The following is a 19,580-nucleotide window of genomic DNA, read 5'->3' on the forward strand; positions in this document are numbered from 1 at the left end:
TCTTCTCTCCCCCTCGCCCCTCCCCCTCTTCTTCTTACTGTCGGTCTCCACGACCTCCTATGGGAGCGCTTCCATGCCTGAGTCCGCATCGCCCGTGACCTTTCCCCCCGCCTTCCTCTGGGGCGCGGCGACCTCCGCGTACCAGATCGAGGGTGCGGTACGGGAGGACGGCCGTACGCCCTCCATCTGGGACACCTTCAGCCACACGCCCGGCAAGACGGCCGGTGGTGAGACCGGTGACATCGCTGTCGACCACTACCACCGCTTCCGAGACGACGTGGCGCTGATGGCGGAGCTGGGCCTGTCCGCGTACCGCTTCTCGGTCTCCTGGTCCCGGGTGCAGCCGACGGGCCGCGGTCCCGCGGTCCAACGCGGCCTGGACTTCTACCGCAACCTCGTCGACGAGCTGCTCTCGCACGGCATCAAGCCGGCCATCACCCTCTACCACTGGGACCTCCCGCAGGAGCTGGAGGACGCGGGCGGCTGGCCTGCGCGCGACACGGCGTTTCGTTTCGCCGAGTACGCGCAGATCGTGGGCGAGGCGCTGGGCGACCGTGTGGAGCAGTGGATCACCCTGAACGAGCCGTGGTGCAGCGCGTTCCTGGGCTACGGCTCGGGTGTGCACGCGCCGGGCCGTACGGACGCGGCGGCCTCGCTCAAGGCCGCCCACCACCTGAACCTGGCGCACGGCCTGGGCACCACCGCGCTGAGGTCCGCGATGCCGGCCCGCAACACGGTCGCGGTCAGCCTGAACTCGTCGGTGGTCAGGCCCCTTTCCCCGTCCCCGGCGGACCTGGCGGCGGTCCGGCGCATCGACAACCTGGCCAACGGCGTCTTCCACGGCCCGATGCTGCACGGCGCCTACCCGGAGGGCCTGTTCGCGGAGACCTCCTCGATCACGGACTGGTCGTACGTCCTGGACGGCGACCTCGCGGTGATCAAGCAGCCGCTCGACGCGCTCGGTCTGAACTACTACACCCCGGCGCTGGTGTCGGCGGCGGAGAAGTCGGCGGACGGGCCCCGCGCGGACGGGCACGGGGCGAGTGCGTACTCGCCGTGGCCGGGTGCGGACGATGTCGCGTTCCACCAGACCCCCGGCGAGCGCACGGAGATGGGCTGGACGATCGACCCGACCGGCCTGCACGACCTGATCATGCGCTACTCGCGGGAGGCCCCGGGTCTGCCGCTGTACATCACGGAGAACGGCGCGGCCTACGACGACAAGCCGGACCCGGAGGGCCGCGTCCACGACCCCGAGCGCATCGCGTACCTGCACGGCCATCTGGCGGCGGTGCGCGGCGCGATCGCCGACGGCGCGGACGTGCGGGGCTACTACCTCTGGTCCCTGATGGACAACTTCGAGTGGGCGTACGGCTACGACAAGCGGTTCGGGGCGGTGTACGTCGACTACGCGACCCTGGCCCGTACACCCAAGTCCAGCGCGCACTGGTACGGGCAGGTGGCACGAACGGGTTCCCTGCCGCCGGCCGGCGCCGAGTAGGCCACTCGGCCCTGGGGCGAGCGGGCCACAGAGTCCTTCTGTCCGGGGGAAGCGGGGGAGGGGGCGCGGCACCTGAGGGGTGCCGCGCCCCCGACGCGGTCGAGTCCGCTTCTTCCCAGAAAGCGGCCCCGGCGCCTTCGGGAATGCCCCCGGCGCGCCTGCCGAAGGGGGCCTGGGCGACCGTGCGGCGCACCTCCGGCGAGGTGGGTGCGGGCTGTCGTCCCGGGTCCTGCAAAGCCCCTCCACGCCTCTCCGGGAAACCGCCCTGACCTGGCCTTTCATGGCCTTCGGGCCTACCGTTCCCCCATCCTGGAAGGGGACCGTATGGACCGGAACATACGCACCGTCGACGATGTGCTGAAGCTGCTGGACGGCCTGTTCGCGCCGGGGGCCGATCGGTGGACGGCGGGTGGCGCCGCCTGGTGGGACGGCTTCTACGCCGACCGCTCCAAGCCCGTACCGTTCTTCGTCGCGAAGCCGGACGAGAACCTGGTCGGATACCTCGACAAGAACCTGATCGCTCCGGGCCGCGCCCTCGATCTGGGCTGCGGGCCGGGGCGCAACGCCCTTCATCTGGCCGCCGCGGGCTTCCAGGTGGACGCGGTCGACCTCTCCCCGACGGCCATCGCCTGGGCGCAGGACCGTGCCCGCGAGGCCGGGGCCGAGATCCGCTTCCACTGCGGTGACGCGTTCGCGCTCACCGACCGCGACTGGGGCGGCCCGTACGACCTCGTCCACGACTCGGGCTGCTTCCACCATCTGCCGCCGCACCGCCGCATCAGCTACCTCGCCCTGCTCGACCGCGTCCTCGCCCCGGGCGGCCACCTCGCCCTCACCTGCTTCGCCGCCGGCGCGATGGGCTGCGAACTCCCCGACGAGGCCTTCTACCGGCAGTCCGCACTGCACGGCGGACTCGCCTACACACCGGAGTCCCTGCGCTGGATCTTCTCCGACCTGACCGAGGTCGAACTGCGCCGCATGCGCGACGAGCCGCCCGAGTCCGGGCTCTTCGGTGAGCCCTTCCTCTGGACGGCCCTGTTCCGCCGCGACGGGTGACCCCCTGGCGGGGTCGGCTACTTGTACGCGCCGAACGCCTTCGAGAACGCGCCCGCGTCCTGCACGACCGAGCTGCAGGTCGCGTCGGCGGAGTTCTTCGCACCGCCCGGGCACTGCTTGTCGCGGGTGGCGGACCACATGGAGAGCCAGCCGAGGCCCTTCGACTTGGCGAAGTCGACCAGTTGGGTCGCGTCGTCGACCTTGAAGGTCTCGGCGGCGACGTCGTTGACCCCGATCATCGGGGTGATGGCGACGGACTTCCACGCCGCGCTGTCCGACAGCCCGAGGACACTCTTCACCTGGGCCTGGGTGGCGGTGGCGGCCTGCTCGGCGTAGGTGCCCATGTCACCGTTGTACGAGGGGCCGTAGTCCATCGCCATGATGTTGACCGCGGACATCTTCACGCCGTTCGACTTGGCGTTGGAGAGCAGGTTCACGCCGTCCTGGGTCAGGCCCTCGGGCATGACCGGGAGGGTGAAGGACACGTCCAGGTTCGGGTGTTCCTGCTGGAGCTTCGCGATCGCCTTCGCCCGGTTCGTGTTCGCGGTCGTGTTCGGCAGCGCGCCGCCCTCGACGTCGAAGTCGACCTTGGTCAGGTTGTACGCGTCCACGGCCTTCCCGTACGCCGCCGCCAGCGCGTCCGCCGACGAGCAGGTCGTCGCCAGCTCCGAGCCCGAGGCGCCGCCGAAGGACACCCGGACGTCGCCGCCCTTCGCCCGCAGCGCGCCGATCTGCGACGCCACGCCGTCACTGGCGAGGTCGGTCACCCCGCCCCACTTCGGCGTACAGCCGCCGCCGTCGGTGATGAAGGCCAGGTTGTAGTCCTTCACACCGGTGGCCGTGGCGCTGCCGACCAGGTCGAAGGCCGGGTAGAGGGAGGTGTCGACGTACGGCGCGAAGCCCGCGCCGGTCGTCGTGCCACTGCCGGTGGTCTGCGAGGCGGAGGGAGTAGGAGTGGGGGTGGACGTGGGGGTCGGGGTCGACGTGGGGGGCCGAGTGGCGGTGGGTGTCGGAGTCGGGGTCGGCGACTGGGTCGGGCGGCCGCTCGGCTCCGGCGTCGCGCCGTCGTCCACGGAGCACTTGGCGCCGTCGATGACACAGCCCTTCGGGTCCGCGGTGCCGTTCACGACGAAGCCGACGGTGACCGACTCGCCGGCCGCCAGCCCGTCCTTGTCCCAGGACGGCGGCTTGACGGTGACGTGCTGCCCGCTCACCGTCGACGTTCCGTTCCACAGCGAGCTGAGACTGGCACCCGACGGCAGGTCGAACTCCAGCGTCCAGTCCCCCTTCGCCTGGCCGGTGTCGTTGGTGATGACGTACTGCGCGGTGTAACCCGTCGACCAGTCACTGGTCTTGGTGTACGCGGCACCGACGCCGGCCGCCAGCGCGGTCCCGGAGAACAGGAAGGCGCCACCACCGACCACGGCCGCGGCGACGATCCCGCCTATCGCCTTGTTCCTGCCACTGACCTTGCGCCGGTGCGTAGTGCTCATCGCGTGTGCCTGCCTTCGCCGTTCACGGGGGGTGGGGTGCGGCAGCACGCTAGCGGTCCGAAACCAGGCAAAACGCCTGATCGGGACGCCCGTCGGCGATCTTATGGTGCACTTAAGGAAGGCATCGGGGACGGTTAAAGGTAGAGACCAATTCGCTTCACACCCGGCTCGCGCCCACGCCCCGCCTACGACGCCGCACGGACCCCCGGTGCCCGCGCCGCACCGGAGCCCGCCCGTCCAGCTGGATCCATATGCGCACCTCGGTGCCGCCCAGCACCGAGGAACCGATCCGCACGTCCCCGCCCGTCGACTCCGCGAGCCGGCGCACGATGTCCAGGCCGAGGCCGGTCGAACCGTCGCTCCCGGAACCCTTCCCGCGCGCCATCGCCGCCTCCGGGTCCACGATGCCCGGGCCCGCGTCCGACACCAGCACGATCACCGCGTCCTCGCTGTTGTGCACGTCGACCGCGAAGGCCGTGCCCTCGGGGGTGTGCCGGAACACGTTCCCGAGGAGTGCGTCGAGCGCGGCGACGAGGTCGGCCCGGGCGACGGGTATCCGTACGGGACGGTCCACTCCCGCGACCCGCACCTTGCGCCCCTCGTCCTCGGCGAGCGCCGACCAGAAGCCCATCCGCTCGCGGACGACCTCGGACGCGTCGCACCCGGCGCCGATGACTGTCGCCGCCGTCTGCGGCTTGGCCTCCCGGGCCGTCCGGATGATCGTGTCGACCTCCCGCTCCAACTGCGCCACCGCCGCCCGCGTCTGCTCGGCGGCCGGCCCGTCACCGAGCGAGGCCGTGTTGAGGCGCAGCACGGTCAGCGGGGTACGCAGGCGGTGCGAGAGATCAGCGGCCAGCTCCCGCTCGTTCGCCAGGAGTTGTACGACCTGGTCCGCCATCGAGTTGAACGCCACCGCCGCCAGCCGCAGTTCGTTCGGCCCCTCCTCGGGCACCCTCGCGCCGAGCTTCCCCTCCCCCAGCTCGTGCGCACCCTCGACCAGCCGCTGGGCCGGCTGCACCATGCGTACCCCCAGCCGGTCGGCGACCGCGACCGAGCCGACGATGAGCGCGACCCCGACCGCGGCGAGCACCGCCCAGGCGGTGCCGACCCCGTTGCTGACCTCGGACTCGGGGACGTACACCTCGACGACCGCGATCTCGCCGGAGCTCAGCGCGGTGGGCTGGAGCAGGGTGGAGCCGCCGGGGACCTCGGTGGTGGAGGCCCGGCCGATGCTGCGTGTGGTCGCGATGTCCTTGGCGGCGGCGCGCTGCCGTCCGATGTCGACCGCCTTGGCGCCGTCGCTCGCCGGTATGTGCACGGCCATCCCGTCGTCCGAGCCGGCGGAGGCGACGACCCGCTCCAACTGGTCCCGGTCGGTGGTGATGGACAGCGCGGGCGCGATGGCCGCGGCCTGCCGCTCGGCGTTCGAGAAGGCGCGGTCCCTGGCCATCTCCTTGATGACGAGCCCCAGGGGGACCGCGAAGGCCACCACGACCATCGTGGTCACCGCCACGCACACCTTGACCAGTGCCCACCTCATCGCGGCGGCTCCAAGCTCGGTGGTTCCAGCTTCACGCCGACCCCGCGGAGCGTGTGCAGATAGCGCGGCCTCGCCGCCGTCTCGCCCAGTTTCCGGCGCAGCCACGACAGATGGACGTCGATGGTCTGGTCGTCCCCGTACGACTGCTGCCACACCTCGGCGAGCAGCTCCTTGCGCGCGACGACGACGCCGGGCCGCCCGGCGAGAAACGCGAGCAGGTCGAACTCGCGCCGGGTGAGGTCCAGTCGGGCGCCGTCCAGCTCGGCCTGGCGGCGCAGCGGGTCGATGGACAGGCCGCCGACCCGGATGACCGGCGACGCGGGCGTATCCCCCGTCGCCCGGGAGCGGCGCAGGACGGCGGCCATCCGCGCGGACAGGTGCTCGACCGAGAACGGCTTGGTCAGATAGTCGTCCGCCCCGTCGTTCAGCAGGCGGACGATCTCCGTCTCGTCGTCCCGCGCGGTGGCGATGATCACCGGGACGTCGGTGATACCGCGCAGCATCTTCAGCGCCTCGGCCCCGTCCAGATCGGGCAGTCCGAGGTCCAGGATGACGACGTCGAAGGAGAAATGGGCAACCTCGCGCAGCGCCTCAAGGGCGGTGCCGACACTGCGCACCGTGTGCGCGGCTTCGGTCAGATGCCGGATGAGAGCGCTGCGTACGAACTGGTCGTCCTCGACCACGAGCACACTTGCCATGCGCCGCACCGTACGCCATCTGTGCGATGCCGGTCCGGTGCCTGTGGACAACTCGGGTCGCCGTCCTGTCCCGAGACACGGGAGACACCCAAGGGGCGCGTGAGGCAGTATGACTGGCGATGCTCAGAGGATTCGTACACGTACTGGCTTGGTCGCTCGCCACGGGCGCGGCGGTCACGCTGTCGTGGTGGGGCGTCCACACGGTCATGACGGGGACGGCCTACGATCCGCCGCGCGCGCTGCCCATCATGGTGGGCGGGGCGACGACGCAGGAGGCCAAAGCGCTTGCCTCGTCGACGAGTCGGCCCTCGGCGAGTCCGAGCCCCTCCGCCTCGAAGCCGACGGCGAGTCCGCGGCCGAGCGCGACGCCGGTTGCCTCGACATCGCCCTCCGCCGACCCGAGTCCGAGCGCCTCCGGACCGGCGGGGCAGGTCAAGAGTTACGACACCGACGGGGGGCGGGCCGTCTTCGATCTCGGCACGACCTCCGCGACGCTCGTCTCGGCGACGCCGGGTTCGGGGTGGTCGATGCAGGTGTGGAAGACGGAGTCGTGGATTCGGGTGGAGTTCACTTCGGGGGCGGATCGGGTGTCGGTGTTCTGTACGTGGCACGACGGGCCGCCGCGGGTGGAGATCGGCACGTATTAGCTGCGCGGGCTTTAGCTGCGCGGGCTTAAGCTGCGCGGGCTTTGCGGGTCGGGTGCGGGTGGTTCGTGGCTGGGCGCGCAGTTCCCCGCGCCCCTTTGGGGCGCGTCACACTCACCGGAACACGGAAGCCGGCGGGGCCGGGGATGCCACCGCCGCCGCGTCCAGCACCGGCAGCGCTCCCCCGGTGAAGTCGGTGAGCTGTTTGCCGTGTTCGAGTCTCGCCGGGTGGGGGTCCGAGGCGGCGCGGCGGGTGAGTTCGGCCAGGGGCAGGGGGTGGCCGGAGGCCACGAGGACGGCGTTGCCGAAGCGTTTGCCGCGCAGGACCGTGGGGTCGGCGATGAGGGCGAGCTCGGGGAAGACGGTCGCGGCGGTGGCGATCTGGCCGCGCAGGTGGGCCAGCGGGGGGCCGTCGGCGAGGTTGGCGGCGTACAGGCCACCGGGTTTGACGGTTCTGCGGACGTCGGTGAGGAACTCGACCGAGGTGAGGTGTGCGGGGGTGCGGGCGCCGCTGAACACGTCCGCTATCACCAGGTCCGCCCAGCCGTCGGGGACCTTGGCGAGGCCTTCGCGGGCGTCCAGGGAGCGCACGCGGATGCGGGCGTTCGGGTCCAGGGGGAGTTCGCGGCGGACCAGTTGGACGAGCGCCCCGTCGCGTTCGACGACCTGCTGGGTGGAGCGGGGGCGGGTCGCGGCGGTGTAGCGGGCGAGGGTGAGGGCGCCGCCGCCGAGGTGGACGGCGTGCACGGGCTTGCCGGGCGGGGCCACGAGGTCGATGACATGGCCGAGGCGGCGCTGGTACTCGAAGCTCAGATGGGTGGGGTCGTCGAGGTCGACGTGGGACTGGGGGGCGCCGTCGATGAGGAGGGTCCAGGCGCGCGGGCGGTCCCGGTCGGGTATCAGCTCGGCGAGGCCGCCCTCGACCGTCTCGACGACGGCGTCGGCGGACGCCTGCCCGCGGCGCGAGCCGCGCGACGCGTCACGCGCCGTGCCCCGCGCGTCGTCGGACCGCTTGCTCCTCGACCTTCCCATCCTGCCATTATCAGGGCGTACAGGGAGGTCGGCGCAGCGGCAACCCGTGGGGGCGCCGCCCGGTGTCTCCGGTGTCAGCTGCAGTTGTCCGCGGCCTCGATCAGCCGGGCCGCCTCGCCCAGCGCCGCCCGCAGCACGGCCGGGTCGGTCGCGAGGTCCGCGGTGCCGGGCGGCAACAGCCAGTCCGAGCCCTCGACCGGGGGCTCGGGTGCCACCAGGCTGAGGCCGCGGCCGTTGGTCTGGGTGCAGGTGCTGCCCGGCATGTCCCAGGCGTCCGCGGTGCCTGGCGGCACCAGGAAACCGAGGGTGTCGCAGCCGTCGTCGAGCAGGACGGGCCCGACGGAGTCGCAGGCGCCGCGGCGCAGGATGTCGACCGCCTCCAGCCCCTGGCGCGCCGGAACGGTCACGAGGTCGCAGTCGGCGACCGACTCCGGTGGGGCGTCGCACTCGGGGGACGGCCGGTGCTCGGCGGTCGACAGCGGCGTACGAAACTCGGTGCTCTCCATCCCGGCCTCCAACACGGAACCCCTCCTCCTGCACGAGTGGGTCGGGAGTTCGGGTGCGCTCCCGGTCCACCGGGTTCAACGCGTCAGAACGTCAACGGCTACGGCACAACACAGCCGCAAAGGATGGCAGTTCATGGCAGATCGTGGATGAGATATCCGTTTTGTAGCTAAACCCAGCGTGGCGACACCGTCACAGCAGGTACGTTCTTGCTCCGCCGGGACAAGGCGGCACACGTCGCAACACGGACAACTCGTCTTGAGTCCGGCATGGTTCGACGGTTCGCAAGAGAGGGCCCGGCCATGACGTCGTCAGCGTTGACCTCGTCCCAGTCCCCCCGGCCACCACGGCCGAATCTCGCCTTCCGGCGGCTGCGCGGACAGCGCTCGCCGGGCGAGTTCGCCGCGGCGGTACGGAGGGCCGCGCGCGAGATCGGGGAGCTGGTCAGCTGTGACGCGCGCTACATCGGGCGGGTCGAGGCAGGAGAGATCCGCTGCCCCAACTACGCGTACGAACGGGTGTTCCTGCACATGTTCCCCGGCCGCACGCTGACCGACCTGGGCTTCTCGCCCCGCTCGTCCGTACGCGGCCGAGGGGCGCGCGGCACGGACGAGGCGCCCCCTCCCCACACCACGAGCCCGACGTACGCCACCGGTGAGACGGAGGAGACGCACGAGACGTATGACACGCAGGACCCGTACGAGACGCACGAGAACCACGAGGAGAGCGACGTGCAACGTCGCGCATTCATGACTGGAGGCACCGCCACCGTGGCGGCGGCCTCACTGGGCCCCTTCGGGGTCACCTTCGGCGCTCCGGCCGCGGCCTCGGACCGTCGTGTCCACCGGGTGGGGACGTCCGAGGCGGGCGCCCTCGAAGAGGCCGTCCGCCGGATCCGGCTGCTCGACGACCGGCACGGGGCCGACGGCCTCTACCGGCGGGCCGCGGCGCCGCTGCGCACGGCCTACGAACTGCTCGACGCGGGCACCACCCGGCAGACCACCGCCGACCGGCTGTACGCGGGGGCGGGCGAACTGGCGATCTCGGTGGGCTGGTTGGCACACGACTCCGGGCGCTTCGAGGACGCGCGCTCGCACTACGCCGAGGCGCTGGCGACCGCCCGGATGTCCGGCGACCCGGCCCTAGAGGCGCACGCCTTCTGCAACACGGCGTTCCTGGCACGCGACGCGGGGCGCCCGCGCGAGGCGGTGCGCGCGGCGCAGGCGGCGCAGCGCGCGGCGCGCCCGCTCGGCTCCCCGCGGCTGCTCTCGCTGCTCTCGCTGCGGGAGGCGGGCGGCTGGGCCGGACTCGCCGACCGACCGGGGTGCGAGCAGGCACTGGCCCGCGCGCAGACGCTCTTCGAACGCGGCCCCTCGGAGACCGATCCCGAGTGGATGACCTTCTACGGAGAGGCCGAACTGGAGGGTCTGGAGGCGCAGTGCTGGTCGACGCTGGGCGACTGGACCCGCGCGGCCCGGCACGCCCGGCGCGCCGCGCACCTCCAAGACCCGCACTTCACCCGCAACATCGCCCTCTACACGGCCGAGCTCGCCGACGACCTCGCGCGCGGCGGCCGACCCGACGAGGCCGCCCTCGCGGGGCTGCGCGTCCTCGACCTGCTGGGCGAGGTCCAGTCGTCGCGCATCCAGACCATGTTGGCGGGCACCGCGCGCGTACTGCTGCCGCACCGCCGGGCGTCGGGTGTGTCGGCGTTCCTCGAGCGCCACGCGAGTCTGCCGCGCATCGTGTGATCCCGGCCGCCGGCCGGTGCTTACGCGGTCAGGTGCCCGCAGTCGTTCCACGCCTCGATCGCGGGCTCTCCGTAGGCCCAGCCGAGCACCGACAGCGAGGTCGGGTTGAGGCGGATACGGGCCGCGAAGTCGAGCGGGAGGCCCAGCCAGCGGGCGCCGATCGAGCGCAGGATGTGCCCGTGCGCGAAGACCAGCACATCCCGGTCCTCCGCGCGGGCCCAGGCGACGACCTCGTCGGCGCGCGCGGTGACCTGCTCCAGGGTCTCCCCCTCGGGGACGCCGTCGCGCCAGATGAACCAGCCCGGGCGCACCGCCTGGATCTCGGCCGGGGTCATGCCCTCGTACGCGCCGTAGTCCCACTCCATGAGCGTGTCCCAGGTGGTGGCACGCTCGCCGAAGCCGGCCAGTTCGCACGTCTCACGCGCGCGTGCCAGCGGACTGGTGCGCACCTCGACCCCCGAGAGCCCGTCGAAGGGCGCCCGGTGCAGTCGCTCCCCCAGCACCTTGGCGCCGCGTCGGCCCTCTTCCAGGAGCGGGATGTCGGTCCTGCCGGTGTGCTTGCCGGACAGTGACCACTCCGTCTGACCGTGCCGGGCCAGCAGGATGCGCGGTGCCATGAAGAGAAGCCTTTCCGGTGCGCGTGGAGGACGTGCGGGACGAGGAGGAGACGCGGACCTGAGAGATGGAGATTCCATCATGTCTCACCCCCGCGTCGGGCAACCCGGCGGGCGATCTCTGCGTCTTTGACGACCAGGGGGCGCCTCCTTAAGCCGTTCACATACACCGTAAAATCGGATGGCCGTGTCACCGGAGCGCAATCGGCTGGTCACGTGAGCAACAACCACAGGTCACGCAAGCAGATGGGGGAGGGCGATCGGATGCCGCAGACCGATGCACGGCGAACCGAGGCGGCACCGCGCGCCCGGCTCCGCCGGTGGACCGAACTGCGCACCGCCGCATCGCACACCCGGCTGCGCTGGTGGACCGAGCTGCCGCTGCTCGTGATGGTGTACGCGTCGTACTCGGCGGGCCGGCTGCTCGCCCGGGGCGACACCGACGACGCCGTCGACCACGGCCTCGAGATCCTGCGCGTCGAGAAGGCCCTCCACCTCAACGCCGAGCACCCGCTGAACCGCTTGTTCACCCGCGAGGCCTGGCTCGGCGTCCCCGCCGACTTCTGGTACGCGTCGCTGCACTACCTGGTGACGCCCGCGATCCTGGTCTGGCTCTTCCGCTCCCGTGCCGTGCGCTACCGCGCCGCCCGCACCTGGCTGATGACATCCACGCTGATCGGGCTGATCGGCTTCACGCTGATGCCGACCTGCCCGCCCCGGCTGCTCTCCGCGGGCCACGGCTTCGTCGACACGATGGCCCAGTACAGCTCGTACGGCTGGTGGGGCGGCGAGGCGAGCGCGCCGCGCGGCCTCGGCGGCATGACCAACCAGTACGCGGCGATGCCCAGCCTGCACGTGGGCTGGTCGCTGTGGTGCGGAGTGATGCTGTGGCGCTACGGCCGCACACCCGTCGTCCGGCTCGCGGGCATCGCCTATCCGCTGCTGACCACGATCGTCGTGATGGGCACCGCCAACCACTACTTCCTCGACGCGGCGGCGGGCGCGACGGTGATGGGGATCGGGCTGCTGCTGACCCCGTACGTGACGCGGCTCGCGGACCGCGTGCGGGGGCTCCTCGGTGCCCGCATCCCGTGGGTCGCGGGCGCCTCGCGCGGCGCACGTTCCTCAATTGTCAGTGGCGGATGCCAGACTTCCACGGGTGAGCGAATTCCCCGACAGCGCGAGTCCCGAACCGGGCCCGAAGCCGAGCCGGGTGCCTCCCCCGCGGACGCGGGAGAAGGCGCTGCGACAGCGGCTCGCTGAGCTGCGCGGTTCCGCCGTACCGCCCAAGGCGCTGGACGCGCGGGCCCTCGCGGCACTCGCCGCGAACCCGGGGTGCGACCGGCGCGCCCTGCTGGACGGCGCGGGCGTCGACAAGGCGCAGCTGGCGGACGCGCTGGGCTCGCCGTCCGCCTTCGGCCAGTCCCAGTTCGCCTTCATGCGGGGGAACGCGTTCGAGGCGCGGGTCAAGGCCGACGGCGGCGCGGAGCTGCTGCGGCTGGTGCACGAGAAGCTGGACCCGGGCGCCGAGCCGCCCGCGGCCGGTGTCGTCCCCGACCTGAGCGCGGTCGGCCCCGAGGGGCGCGCGGCCCGTACGGCGCTCGCCCTGCGTGAGGCCACCACGGCCGCCGCCTGGACCCTGCTCGACCACCCCATGCTCGCCCTCGACGTCGCGGGCTCCCCCGCCTTCCTGGAGCCGGACGCCGTCGTCGTCCACCCCGACGGAAGCTGGACGGTCGTCGAGATCAAGTCCTTCCCGATGCTGGACGGCTCCGCGGACCCGGCGAAGGTGGGCGCCGCCGCCCGCCAGTCCGCGGTCTACGTGCTCGCCCTGGAGGAGGTGGCCGCGCGCCTCGGCGCGGGGCCGAAGGGGCGTGGCGCCGAGGACGGCGGCACCGTCCCCGACGTTCGCCACCGGGTCCTGCTGGTCTGCCCCAAGGACTTCTCCAACCTGCCCACCGCGTCCGCCGTCGACATCCGCAAGCAGCGCGCGGTCACCCGCCGCCAGCTGGACCGCCTCACACGCGTCGAGGACATCGCGGACACCCTCCCCGAGGGCACCTGCTTCGCCCCCGACCTCCCGGCCGCCGACCTGACGACCGCCGTCGAGTCCGTCCCCGCGACGTACGCCCCCGAGTGCCTGGCCGCCTGCGAGCTCGCCTTCCACTGCCGCGACCGCTCCCGCGCCGAAGGCGTGGTGACGGCCCTGGGGCGGTCGCTCCGCTCCGAACTGGGCGGGCTGACGACGATCGGTGAGGTCCTGGCGGCGGCCCACGGCGCGGCCGGGGACCCCGACGACCCGGCGGTCGTGGCTCTGCGCAGGGCCGCGGCGCTGCGGTCGGAGGCCCTGCGGGGGCGCGCGACGCCTCCCACCGGCCGGCCGGAGCCGGCCGGCGAAGTCCTCCCGGAGGTGGCCCCTTGTCGCTGATCGCCACCCTCGCCCGGCTGGAGGCCGTCGAGAGCGGGCGGGCCCAGCCCCTCGCCACCGTGCGGCACCGGCATCTGACCGAGCGGCCCCTGGTGTTCGTACCGCTGACCACCGCAGGTGAGGCCGGGGCCCCGCTCGGGGCGCTGGTGGGCACCGACCGGGACGCGCCCCACCTGCTGGTCGTGCCCCAGCCCCGGGACCGCGACCTGCGGTTCGCGTTCCTCGCGGAGCTGGCCGATGTCGTACTGCCGTACGTGGACACGTACGCGGACGTCGTGGAGGCGGCCGAGCGCAGCGAGACCGATCCCGAGACCGGCAAGCGCGTCAAGGTCGAGGTCGAACTGTGCGCGGACGCCCCGCAGCTGATCGTGCCGAGCCGCGCGGGCGTGGAGTTCGTACGGCTCCTCGGCCGCTCCACGCGGTTTCGGCGCACCGCGGAGCAGGAGCCGGAGGCACCCCATCCGGCGCCGCCCCGGGTGCCGTTGCTCGGCCGGTGGCTGACGCACTTCGGAGAGCGGGCCCGGGTGCCCGGCTCCGCCCTGCTGCTCGCCCTCACCGACGTACTGTCCCGGCACTGGGCGACCGGCCAGAGCAGCCTGGAGGACCAGCACCTGGGGGCGCTGCTCGCCTGGATCGACCCCCCGGAGGGTGCGGCGGGCGCGGCGGCCGCGCTGCGGGCCGAGTTGCGGCGGGATGCCCGGGGACAGCTCGTGTGCCCGCCCGCGGGCCCGGCCACCGACCCCGCCTTCGACAACAAACTGCTCGCTCCCGCCATCGAGCGCTACGACCGCGCGCGGACCGCCCTCGCCGCCGCCGAGGACGGCTTGGAGGCGGACGACCGGCTCGGTGAACTCACCACCGCCGAGCGGGAGATCCGCGCTCTCGTCGAACAGGTCACCCGGCCCACCTGGGACGCGGTGTGGCGCGGCCTCGACCTGCTGCGGACGCTCCCCGAGGGCACCCACGCGGCCGACCGGTGGACCCGCGACCGCTGGTCGTTCACCGGCCACCGCGACCGGATCACCGCGGGCGAGCCCCCGCAGCCACGTCGTGACGACGCGGTCACCGCGGCGAACAAGCTGGCCACGCGCGAGCGCGAACAGGCTCGCCTGGACGCGCAGGAAGCCCTGGACGATCCGCTCGTCATGGCCGGGCGGCGGCTGGTCGGGGAGGCCTTCGCGGGTGAGGTCACGGACGTCGTCATGGCGTACAGCGAGAGCAAGCGGCCGAGCCCCCGCCCCCTGGTGACCGTGCGCACGGACGACCGGCCGCACCTCGGGGAGCGGACGAAGGTGTACCGGTCGCTGGGCGGGAAGCCGCAGGCGGCGGAGTTCGTCGGGTACGAGGAGTCGTCGGAGGGCGACGGGCTGGTGGTCCTGCGGATCGTCGACAAGATGGGGCGCGGCAAGGAACCCGAGACCGGGTCCGTGCCGGAGAAGGGGGACCTCCTCTGCTTCACGCTCTTCGAGCACGAGCAGCGGGGCGGCGCGAAGCTGCCCGACCCGGAGGAGACCCCGTGGACGCACGGCGGACCGCCGGGCGAGCCCGACGCGGTACCGCGGCCGGACCCGGTGACCGAGGAGGACGTCCTGTGACCACGGTCTTCGATCCCGCAGCCGCGGCCGGCCGCGCCACCGACGCGATCCTGGACGACACGCTGCACGGCACGCACCGCGGCGTCGTGGTCGACTCGCCCCCGGGTGCCGGGAAATCCACCCTCGTCGTCCGCGCAGCGCTCGAACTCGCCTCCGCGGGACGCCCGTTGATGGTCATCGCGCAGACCAACGCCCAGGTCGACGACCTGGTGCTGCGACTCGCCGAGAAGAACGGGGAGCTGCCGGTGGGGCGCTTGCACAGCAGCGATCCCGACCCCTACGACAAGGCGCTGGACGACCTGCCGAACGTACGCAAGTCCACGAAGGCCGGCGATCTGGCCGGGCTGGACGTGGTCGTGTCGACCGCCGCCAAGTGGGCCCACGTCAAGGGGGTCGAGCCGTGGCGGCACGCGATCGTCGACGAGGCCTACCAGATGCGGTCGGACGCGCTGCTGGCCGTGGCGGGGCTCTTCGAGCGGGCGCTGTTCGTGGGCGACCCCGGGCAGTTGGACCCGTTCGCGATCGTCGGCTCGGAGCAGTGGGCGGGGCTGTCGTACGACCCGTCGGCGTCCGCGGTGACGACACTGCTGGCCCACAACCCCGAACTGCCGCAGCACCGCCTCCCGGTGTCCTGGCGGCTGCCGGCCTCCGCGGCGCCGCTCGTCTCGGACGCGTTCTACCCGTACACGCCGTTCCGCAGCGGCACCGGCCATGGCGACCGGCGGCTGAAGTTCGCTGTGGCGTCGGACGGTTCGGGTCCCGACCGGGTCATCGACGAGGCGGCGGAGGCGGGTTGGGGGCTGCTGGAGCTGCCGGCCCGGCACACGCCGCGGACGGACCCGGAGGCGGTACGGGCGGTGGCCCAGGTCGTACGACGGCTGCTGGACCGGGGCGGTGCGGCCACCTCGGAGCGGGCGGACGAACCGCTGCCGCTGACCGCCGACCGGATCGCCGTCGGCACGGCGCACCGGGACCAGGCGGCGGCCGTACGGGCGGCGCTCGCCGACCTCGGGGTCGCGGACGTCACCGTCGACACGGCGAATCGGCTTCAGGGGCGGGAGTTCGACGTCACCGTGGTGCTGCATCCGCTGTCCGGGCGGCCCGACGCGACCGCGTTCCACCTGGAGACGGGGCGGCTGTGCGTCCTCGCCTCGCGGCATCGGCACGCGTGCATCGTGGTGTGCCGGGCGGGGGTGACGGAACTGCTGGACGACCATCCGTCGACGGAGCCGGTGCAGCTGGGGGTCACGGTGAAGTTTCCGGACGGCTGGGAGGCAATGATGTCCACATGGGACCACTGGTCCGAGCACCGGGTGGCCTGGCGTCCCTGACCGTCCTTACGGCACCTGCCCGTCAGGCGATCAGCACGGCGCCGCCCGATCCGCCGGACGGAGTCCGGCACGCCGCCGGAGGCGGCCAATGAAAACAGCCCGGACGGTTGGGAGGCCAATCACGCGGTGCTGTCGCATCTGGCGGAGCATCGGGTGCTGTGGCGACCGTAGATCCACCCATGGATCCACAGCGGATCCATAGGTGGCGGCCGTGGGTCCGGATGGCACGGTTGTACGGGTCCGCCCACACGGGCCTACTTGCGCGGACGGGGGAGAATGGACGGTGGCCCACCCACGAAGCGGGCCCCTGAACCGTACGAGGAGGAGAAGACATGGCGGAGCCCACGCCGCGTCGGAACGAACCGCGGCTACGCCCCGCGCCCCTGCTCTTCGAGCCCGCGGAGGCAGCCGGTGATCCGGAGCACTTCTTCGATCTCGAGTCGATCGACGATCCTCGGGCGCTGCTGGCGCGGGCCACGGAGCTGACGCTCGCGTTTCGCGCCGCGGCCGACCGGGCGCTCGAGTTCCAGGCGATCGCCGCCGCGCAGCTGGCCGATCCTCGGCGGTTCGATCGGCTTACGCCGGCCTCGATCGCCGAGCGGGCCGAGTGGACCGAGGACTATGCGAAGAAGATGATCGAGTTCGGGCGGGATCTGCTGCGGGGAGCCGAGGGGGATGGGCGGGGGCTCGGGCATGGGGTGGGCGACCATGCGTGAGCCGGTCTGTTCGGTGTAACCGCGGGGTCTCTCGCCCCCGCCGCCTGGGTCTGTCGCGCAGTTCCCCGCGCCTCTAACGGCCTAAACGGCCTGAACGGCCCGGCATATGCCGCGGGGGCAAGGTACTCCTCCCCCGGCGTTCTGTCCCGGGTTCTCGCAACTCTCGGGGGGCGGATGCTTACGGACGGTACATCTCATAGTCATGAGCAGCACACGGAATCCGGCCAGCTCCGCCGCCCCGTTGCCCGACCGGTTCGACGTCTGCGGCGTCACCCCGGACGGAGCCGCCTGGCTCGCCTCGGCAGGAACGTATCCGCGCAGCACCCTCACCCTCTGGGAGGAACGCCCGACCGCCCCGGTCGTCCTGCCCTGCGGCACCGCCTTCGACATCGTCAACGTGCCCGCGATCTTCGGCCGGCGGATGCTCGACCGGCTGTGGGACGAGGGGCCGGGCTCGGGCCCGGTGGCCGTGCGCCGCGGGCGGACGCTGCTGTTCAGCGCACCGGGCACCGCACAGCGCCTGCCGTCGCTCCTGGAGTGGGAGGAGTGGGGAGCGGGCGAGTCGGGGGGATCCGGGCGCGTCGACGCCATTCCTCCGCTGCTCTGCCACGGGGTGGGCGACGCCGTGACCGTGCCCGCCCTGAGCCCCGTCGCCCACCTCACGTCCCGCTGGCTGGTGGCCCCCGACACCCGGCATCCGTGGCTTCCGGGGCCCGAGATCCTGGTGTGGGCGGCCGTCCGGGCGGCCCGCACGGCCGCCTCCGCCGCGGTGCGGATATCGATTTTTCCTCCCGCCGATCAGGATGCTAAGGTCTACGACGTCAGCAGGCGCCGCTAGCTCAGTTGGTTAGAGCAGCTGACTCTTAATCAGCGGGTCCGGGGTTCGAGTCCCTGGCGGCGCACAGACGGTGGGAAGCCCCTCGCGAAAGCGAGGGGCTTCTTGCGTGTCCGGCTCCGCGCGAGGCGAGGGGCTCAGCCTGTCGTGATCTTCACCGTCCACGCCCCGGACGCCGTACGGTCCTCGACCTCGACACGCGCCTTCTCGCCGGGGACCGTGAAACTCTCCCCCAGTCCGACCGGCGCGTCCGCCAGGGGCGGGTAGACCGATTCGCCCCAGCAGGACTCGGAGTGCGGGTGGGCGTCGACGACCTCGACCGGGCCGCCGCCGGAGTCGGCCTCGCTGCGGATGCGGTAGATCAGGACGCCCTGGGTGCAGGTGGCGCCGTCGTTGCCCGTCGAGGTGCGCGCCTCGAAGGCCAGCGCGCTGTCGGGACCCGTACGGACGACCGCCAACTTCGTACCGCGACCGGAACCGAAGATGCGCGCCCCTGGGGCCGAGGTGGGCAGGACCGCCCTCGAGGCCGACAGGGCGGGGGCCGAGGCCGAACGGGCGGGGGCCGAGGTCCGCGCCCGGGAGCCCGAGGCGGGCCCCCCGGAGCCGGAGCCGGGCATCCCGGGGCCGGGAACCGACCCCTCGGACCGCGCGGCGGAGCCCTCCGAGTCCGAGGTCGATCCCCCGGAGCCCAGAGCCGGTGCCGGACCGGCCTGGGCAGCGTCGCTCGCGACGGAAACCGGCGCTCCCGATGCCGCCGTCCCCGCCCCGCCCGTCACCGGCCCCGACCCCAGCGGCTCCAACGTCAGCCTCGTGGTCCCGTGCTCCCGCAGACAGGCCACCTGGCGAGTTTCCAGCCAGCCCAGTTTCCACTTGTGCCAGCCGAACAGGTCGGGGGCAAGGCCGAACTGGCTGCCCATGAGGTCCCAGTCGCCGACGTAGGTGTCCCAGTCGCCCTTGCCGTCGGTGGGGCGATGGTAGAGGTCGGGCAGGTCGAAGACGTGCCCCGTCTCGTGGGCGAGGACGAGGCGGTCCGGCGGGTGCTTCTCGAAGACCGTGACGACGCGGCGGATGTCCTTGCCGTCGGCTTCGATGGGGGTGTCGAGGTTGACGACCTTCGTCGCGTCGGAGTCGACGCCCGGCGCGTCCGGGTCGGCCACGAAATAGACGATGTCGTAGCGGGAGAAGTCGACCTGCCGGTCGGCCGCGGCGACCGCGTCACGCAGATAGGCGCCGCGCCGCGCGGCGTTCCAGTCGCGCTTTATGGCGTACGAGGTGGAGGTGTGCGGCATCCGGATCCAGTCGCGCTGCGGATGCGGGCGCAGCGTGAACCTGCCGTACGAGGCGCGCTCGAAGAACTGGCTGGTGGCCGGGAAGTAGTCGGCGGCCAGTTCGGCGGGCGTGGTGCGGGGCCGGGAGTCCGGGAAGGACAGATAGACGAGCACCGCGTCGAGGGGGCGGGTGGGGCGCGGATAGTCGGCGTTCCAGGTGTCCAGGCCCTCCGAGTGGTGGGCCTCGGTCCGCCTCAGGGCGCAGGGGGAGAAGAGGGGTTCGGCGAGTGCGGGGCCCGTGATCAGGGAGGTCGCGGCCAGCGCCGACATGGAGGTGAACACGGCCGCGGTGCTGCGCCAGCGCGGCGCACCCTGACGAACGGAGGCCCGCGGCACACCCGGACGAGCGACGGCCCGCGGCACGCCGAGAACCGTCAGGACGTCAGGAACCCGCGAAACGTCAGGGGTTCGACGCCGCCGAGCCTCTCGGGCGAGACCCCTCGGGGGGCGCTGACGCGGCACGTCGACCTCCGGATGCGGTTTTCGGGACACCGCACCCAGCCTGGGTCACTTC

General features: G+C 72.6%; 17 protein-coding genes and 1 tRNA gene. 11 read left to right on the forward strand and 7 right to left on the reverse strand.

The window, feature by feature from the left end; all coding sequences use genetic code 11:
- Window positions 1-73: 73 nt before the first annotated feature.
- Together KVT44_RS09080 and KVT44_RS09085 are read left to right on the forward strand one after the other, a co-directional pair.
- Complete coding sequence (locus tag KVT44_RS09080) at window positions 74-1,501, forward strand: GH1 family beta-glucosidase (protein ID WP_217566640.1); 1,428 nt, start codon at window positions 74-76, stop codon at window positions 1,499-1,501.
- A gap of 324 nt (window positions 1,502-1,825) precedes the next feature.
- A complete protein-coding gene (locus KVT44_RS09085) occupies window positions 1,826-2,557 on the forward strand; it encodes a class I SAM-dependent methyltransferase (RefSeq protein WP_099922499.1) in 732 nt (243 codons plus the stop codon).
- Between the two features lie 17 nt (window positions 2,558-2,574).
- On the opposite strand, the gene KVT44_RS09090 is transcribed toward KVT44_RS09085, so the two are convergent.
- From KVT44_RS09090 to KVT44_RS09100, 3 genes are all read right to left on the reverse strand, one after another.
- Complete coding sequence (locus KVT44_RS09090) at window positions 2,575-4,050, reverse strand: cellulose binding domain-containing protein (RefSeq protein WP_217566641.1); 1,476 nt, start codon at window positions 4,048-4,050, stop codon at window positions 2,575-2,577.
- 157 nt (window positions 4,051-4,207) lie between these two features.
- Window positions 4,208-5,590 carry a HAMP domain-containing sensor histidine kinase gene (locus tag KVT44_RS09095; RefSeq protein ID WP_217566642.1) on the reverse strand — a complete coding sequence of 461 codons (1,383 nt, stop codon included), beginning with the start codon at window positions 5,588-5,590 and terminating at the stop codon, window positions 4,208-4,210.
- Window positions 5,587-6,288: a response regulator transcription factor gene (locus KVT44_RS09100; RefSeq protein ID WP_099922496.1), complete on the reverse strand. Its 702-nt coding sequence runs from the start codon at window positions 6,286-6,288 to the stop codon at window positions 5,587-5,589. Before KVT44_RS09100 ends, KVT44_RS09095 begins: the two co-directional genes overlap by 4 nt.
- Before the next feature lie 119 nt (window positions 6,289-6,407).
- On the opposite strand from KVT44_RS09100, the gene KVT44_RS57875 reads away from it, so the two are divergent.
- Window positions 6,408-6,935: a hypothetical protein gene (locus KVT44_RS57875; RefSeq protein ID WP_099922495.1), complete on the forward strand. Its 528-nt coding sequence runs from the start codon at window positions 6,408-6,410 to the stop codon at window positions 6,933-6,935.
- Window positions 6,936-7,046: 111 nt separating this feature from the next.
- On the opposite strand, the gene KVT44_RS09110 is transcribed toward KVT44_RS57875, so the two are convergent.
- Together KVT44_RS09110 and KVT44_RS09115 are read right to left on the reverse strand one after the other, a co-directional pair.
- The gene (locus tag KVT44_RS09110) at window positions 7,047-7,964 is read right to left on the reverse strand and encodes a spermidine synthase (RefSeq protein WP_217566643.1); all 918 of its coding nucleotides are present in this window, start codon (window positions 7,962-7,964) and stop codon (window positions 7,047-7,049) included.
- Between the two features lie 74 nt (window positions 7,965-8,038).
- Window positions 8,039-8,470, reverse strand: coding sequence for a hypothetical protein (locus KVT44_RS09115; RefSeq protein ID WP_254649135.1), 432 nt, complete (start codon window positions 8,468-8,470; stop codon window positions 8,039-8,041).
- A 300-nt stretch (window positions 8,471-8,770) separates the two neighbouring features.
- Between KVT44_RS09115 and KVT44_RS09120 the strand changes: the two genes are divergently transcribed.
- Window positions 8,771-10,219, forward strand: a complete 1,449-nt coding sequence (locus KVT44_RS09120) for a hypothetical protein (protein WP_217566644.1) — start codon at window positions 8,771-8,773, stop codon at window positions 10,217-10,219.
- 20 nt (window positions 10,220-10,239) lie between these two features.
- Here the strand turns inward: KVT44_RS09120 and KVT44_RS09125 are convergent, their stop codons facing one another.
- A complete protein-coding gene (locus KVT44_RS09125; protein ID WP_060901880.1) occupies window positions 10,240-10,836 on the reverse strand; it encodes a histidine phosphatase family protein in 597 nt (198 codons plus the stop codon).
- A 261-nt stretch (window positions 10,837-11,097) separates the two neighbouring features.
- Between KVT44_RS09125 and KVT44_RS09130 the strand changes: the two genes are divergently transcribed.
- From KVT44_RS09130 to KVT44_RS09160, 7 genes are all read left to right on the forward strand, one after another.
- A complete protein-coding gene (locus KVT44_RS09130; protein WP_217566645.1) occupies window positions 11,098-12,096 on the forward strand; it encodes a phosphatase PAP2 family protein in 999 nt (332 codons plus the stop codon).
- Window positions 12,047-13,261 carry a hypothetical protein gene (locus KVT44_RS09135; protein ID WP_308313948.1) on the forward strand — a complete coding sequence of 405 codons (1,215 nt, stop codon included), beginning with the start codon at window positions 12,047-12,049 and terminating at the stop codon, window positions 13,259-13,261. The genes KVT44_RS09130 and KVT44_RS09135 overlap by 50 nt, the downstream gene beginning before the upstream one ends.
- A complete protein-coding gene (locus tag KVT44_RS09140) occupies window positions 13,252-14,856 on the forward strand; it encodes a hypothetical protein (RefSeq protein WP_217566646.1) in 1,605 nt (534 codons plus the stop codon). Before KVT44_RS09135 ends, KVT44_RS09140 begins: the two co-directional genes overlap by 10 nt.
- Window positions 14,853-16,187, forward strand: a complete 1,335-nt coding sequence (locus KVT44_RS09145; RefSeq protein WP_217566647.1) for an AAA domain-containing protein — start codon at window positions 14,853-14,855, stop codon at window positions 16,185-16,187. Before KVT44_RS09140 ends, KVT44_RS09145 begins: the two co-directional genes overlap by 4 nt.
- 332 nt (window positions 16,188-16,519) lie before the next feature.
- Entirely contained in the window at window positions 16,520-16,903 is a 384-nt protein-coding gene (locus KVT44_RS09150; protein WP_054232844.1) for a hypothetical protein, read from the forward strand.
- Between the two features lie 202 nt (window positions 16,904-17,105).
- Complete coding sequence (locus KVT44_RS09155) at window positions 17,106-17,741, forward strand: bifunctional DNA primase/polymerase (RefSeq protein ID WP_107490803.1); 636 nt, start codon at window positions 17,106-17,108, stop codon at window positions 17,739-17,741.
- Window positions 17,732-17,805: transfer RNA gene (locus KVT44_RS09160), tRNA-Lys, on the forward strand. Before KVT44_RS09155 ends, KVT44_RS09160 begins: the two co-directional genes overlap by 10 nt.
- Window positions 17,806-17,875: 70 nt before the next feature.
- Here the strand turns inward: KVT44_RS09160 and KVT44_RS09165 are convergent.
- Window positions 17,876-19,336, reverse strand: coding sequence for a M6 family metalloprotease domain-containing protein (locus tag KVT44_RS09165; RefSeq protein ID WP_190173201.1), 1,461 nt, complete (start codon window positions 19,334-19,336; stop codon window positions 17,876-17,878).
- Window positions 19,337-19,580: the final 244 nt, after the last annotated feature.

It is taken from the genome of Streptomyces sp. GbtcB7 (genome assembly GCF_019091445.1).
In the GTDB taxonomy this organism is placed as follows: domain Bacteria; phylum Actinomycetota; class Actinomycetes; order Streptomycetales; family Streptomycetaceae; genus Streptomyces; species Streptomyces mirabilis.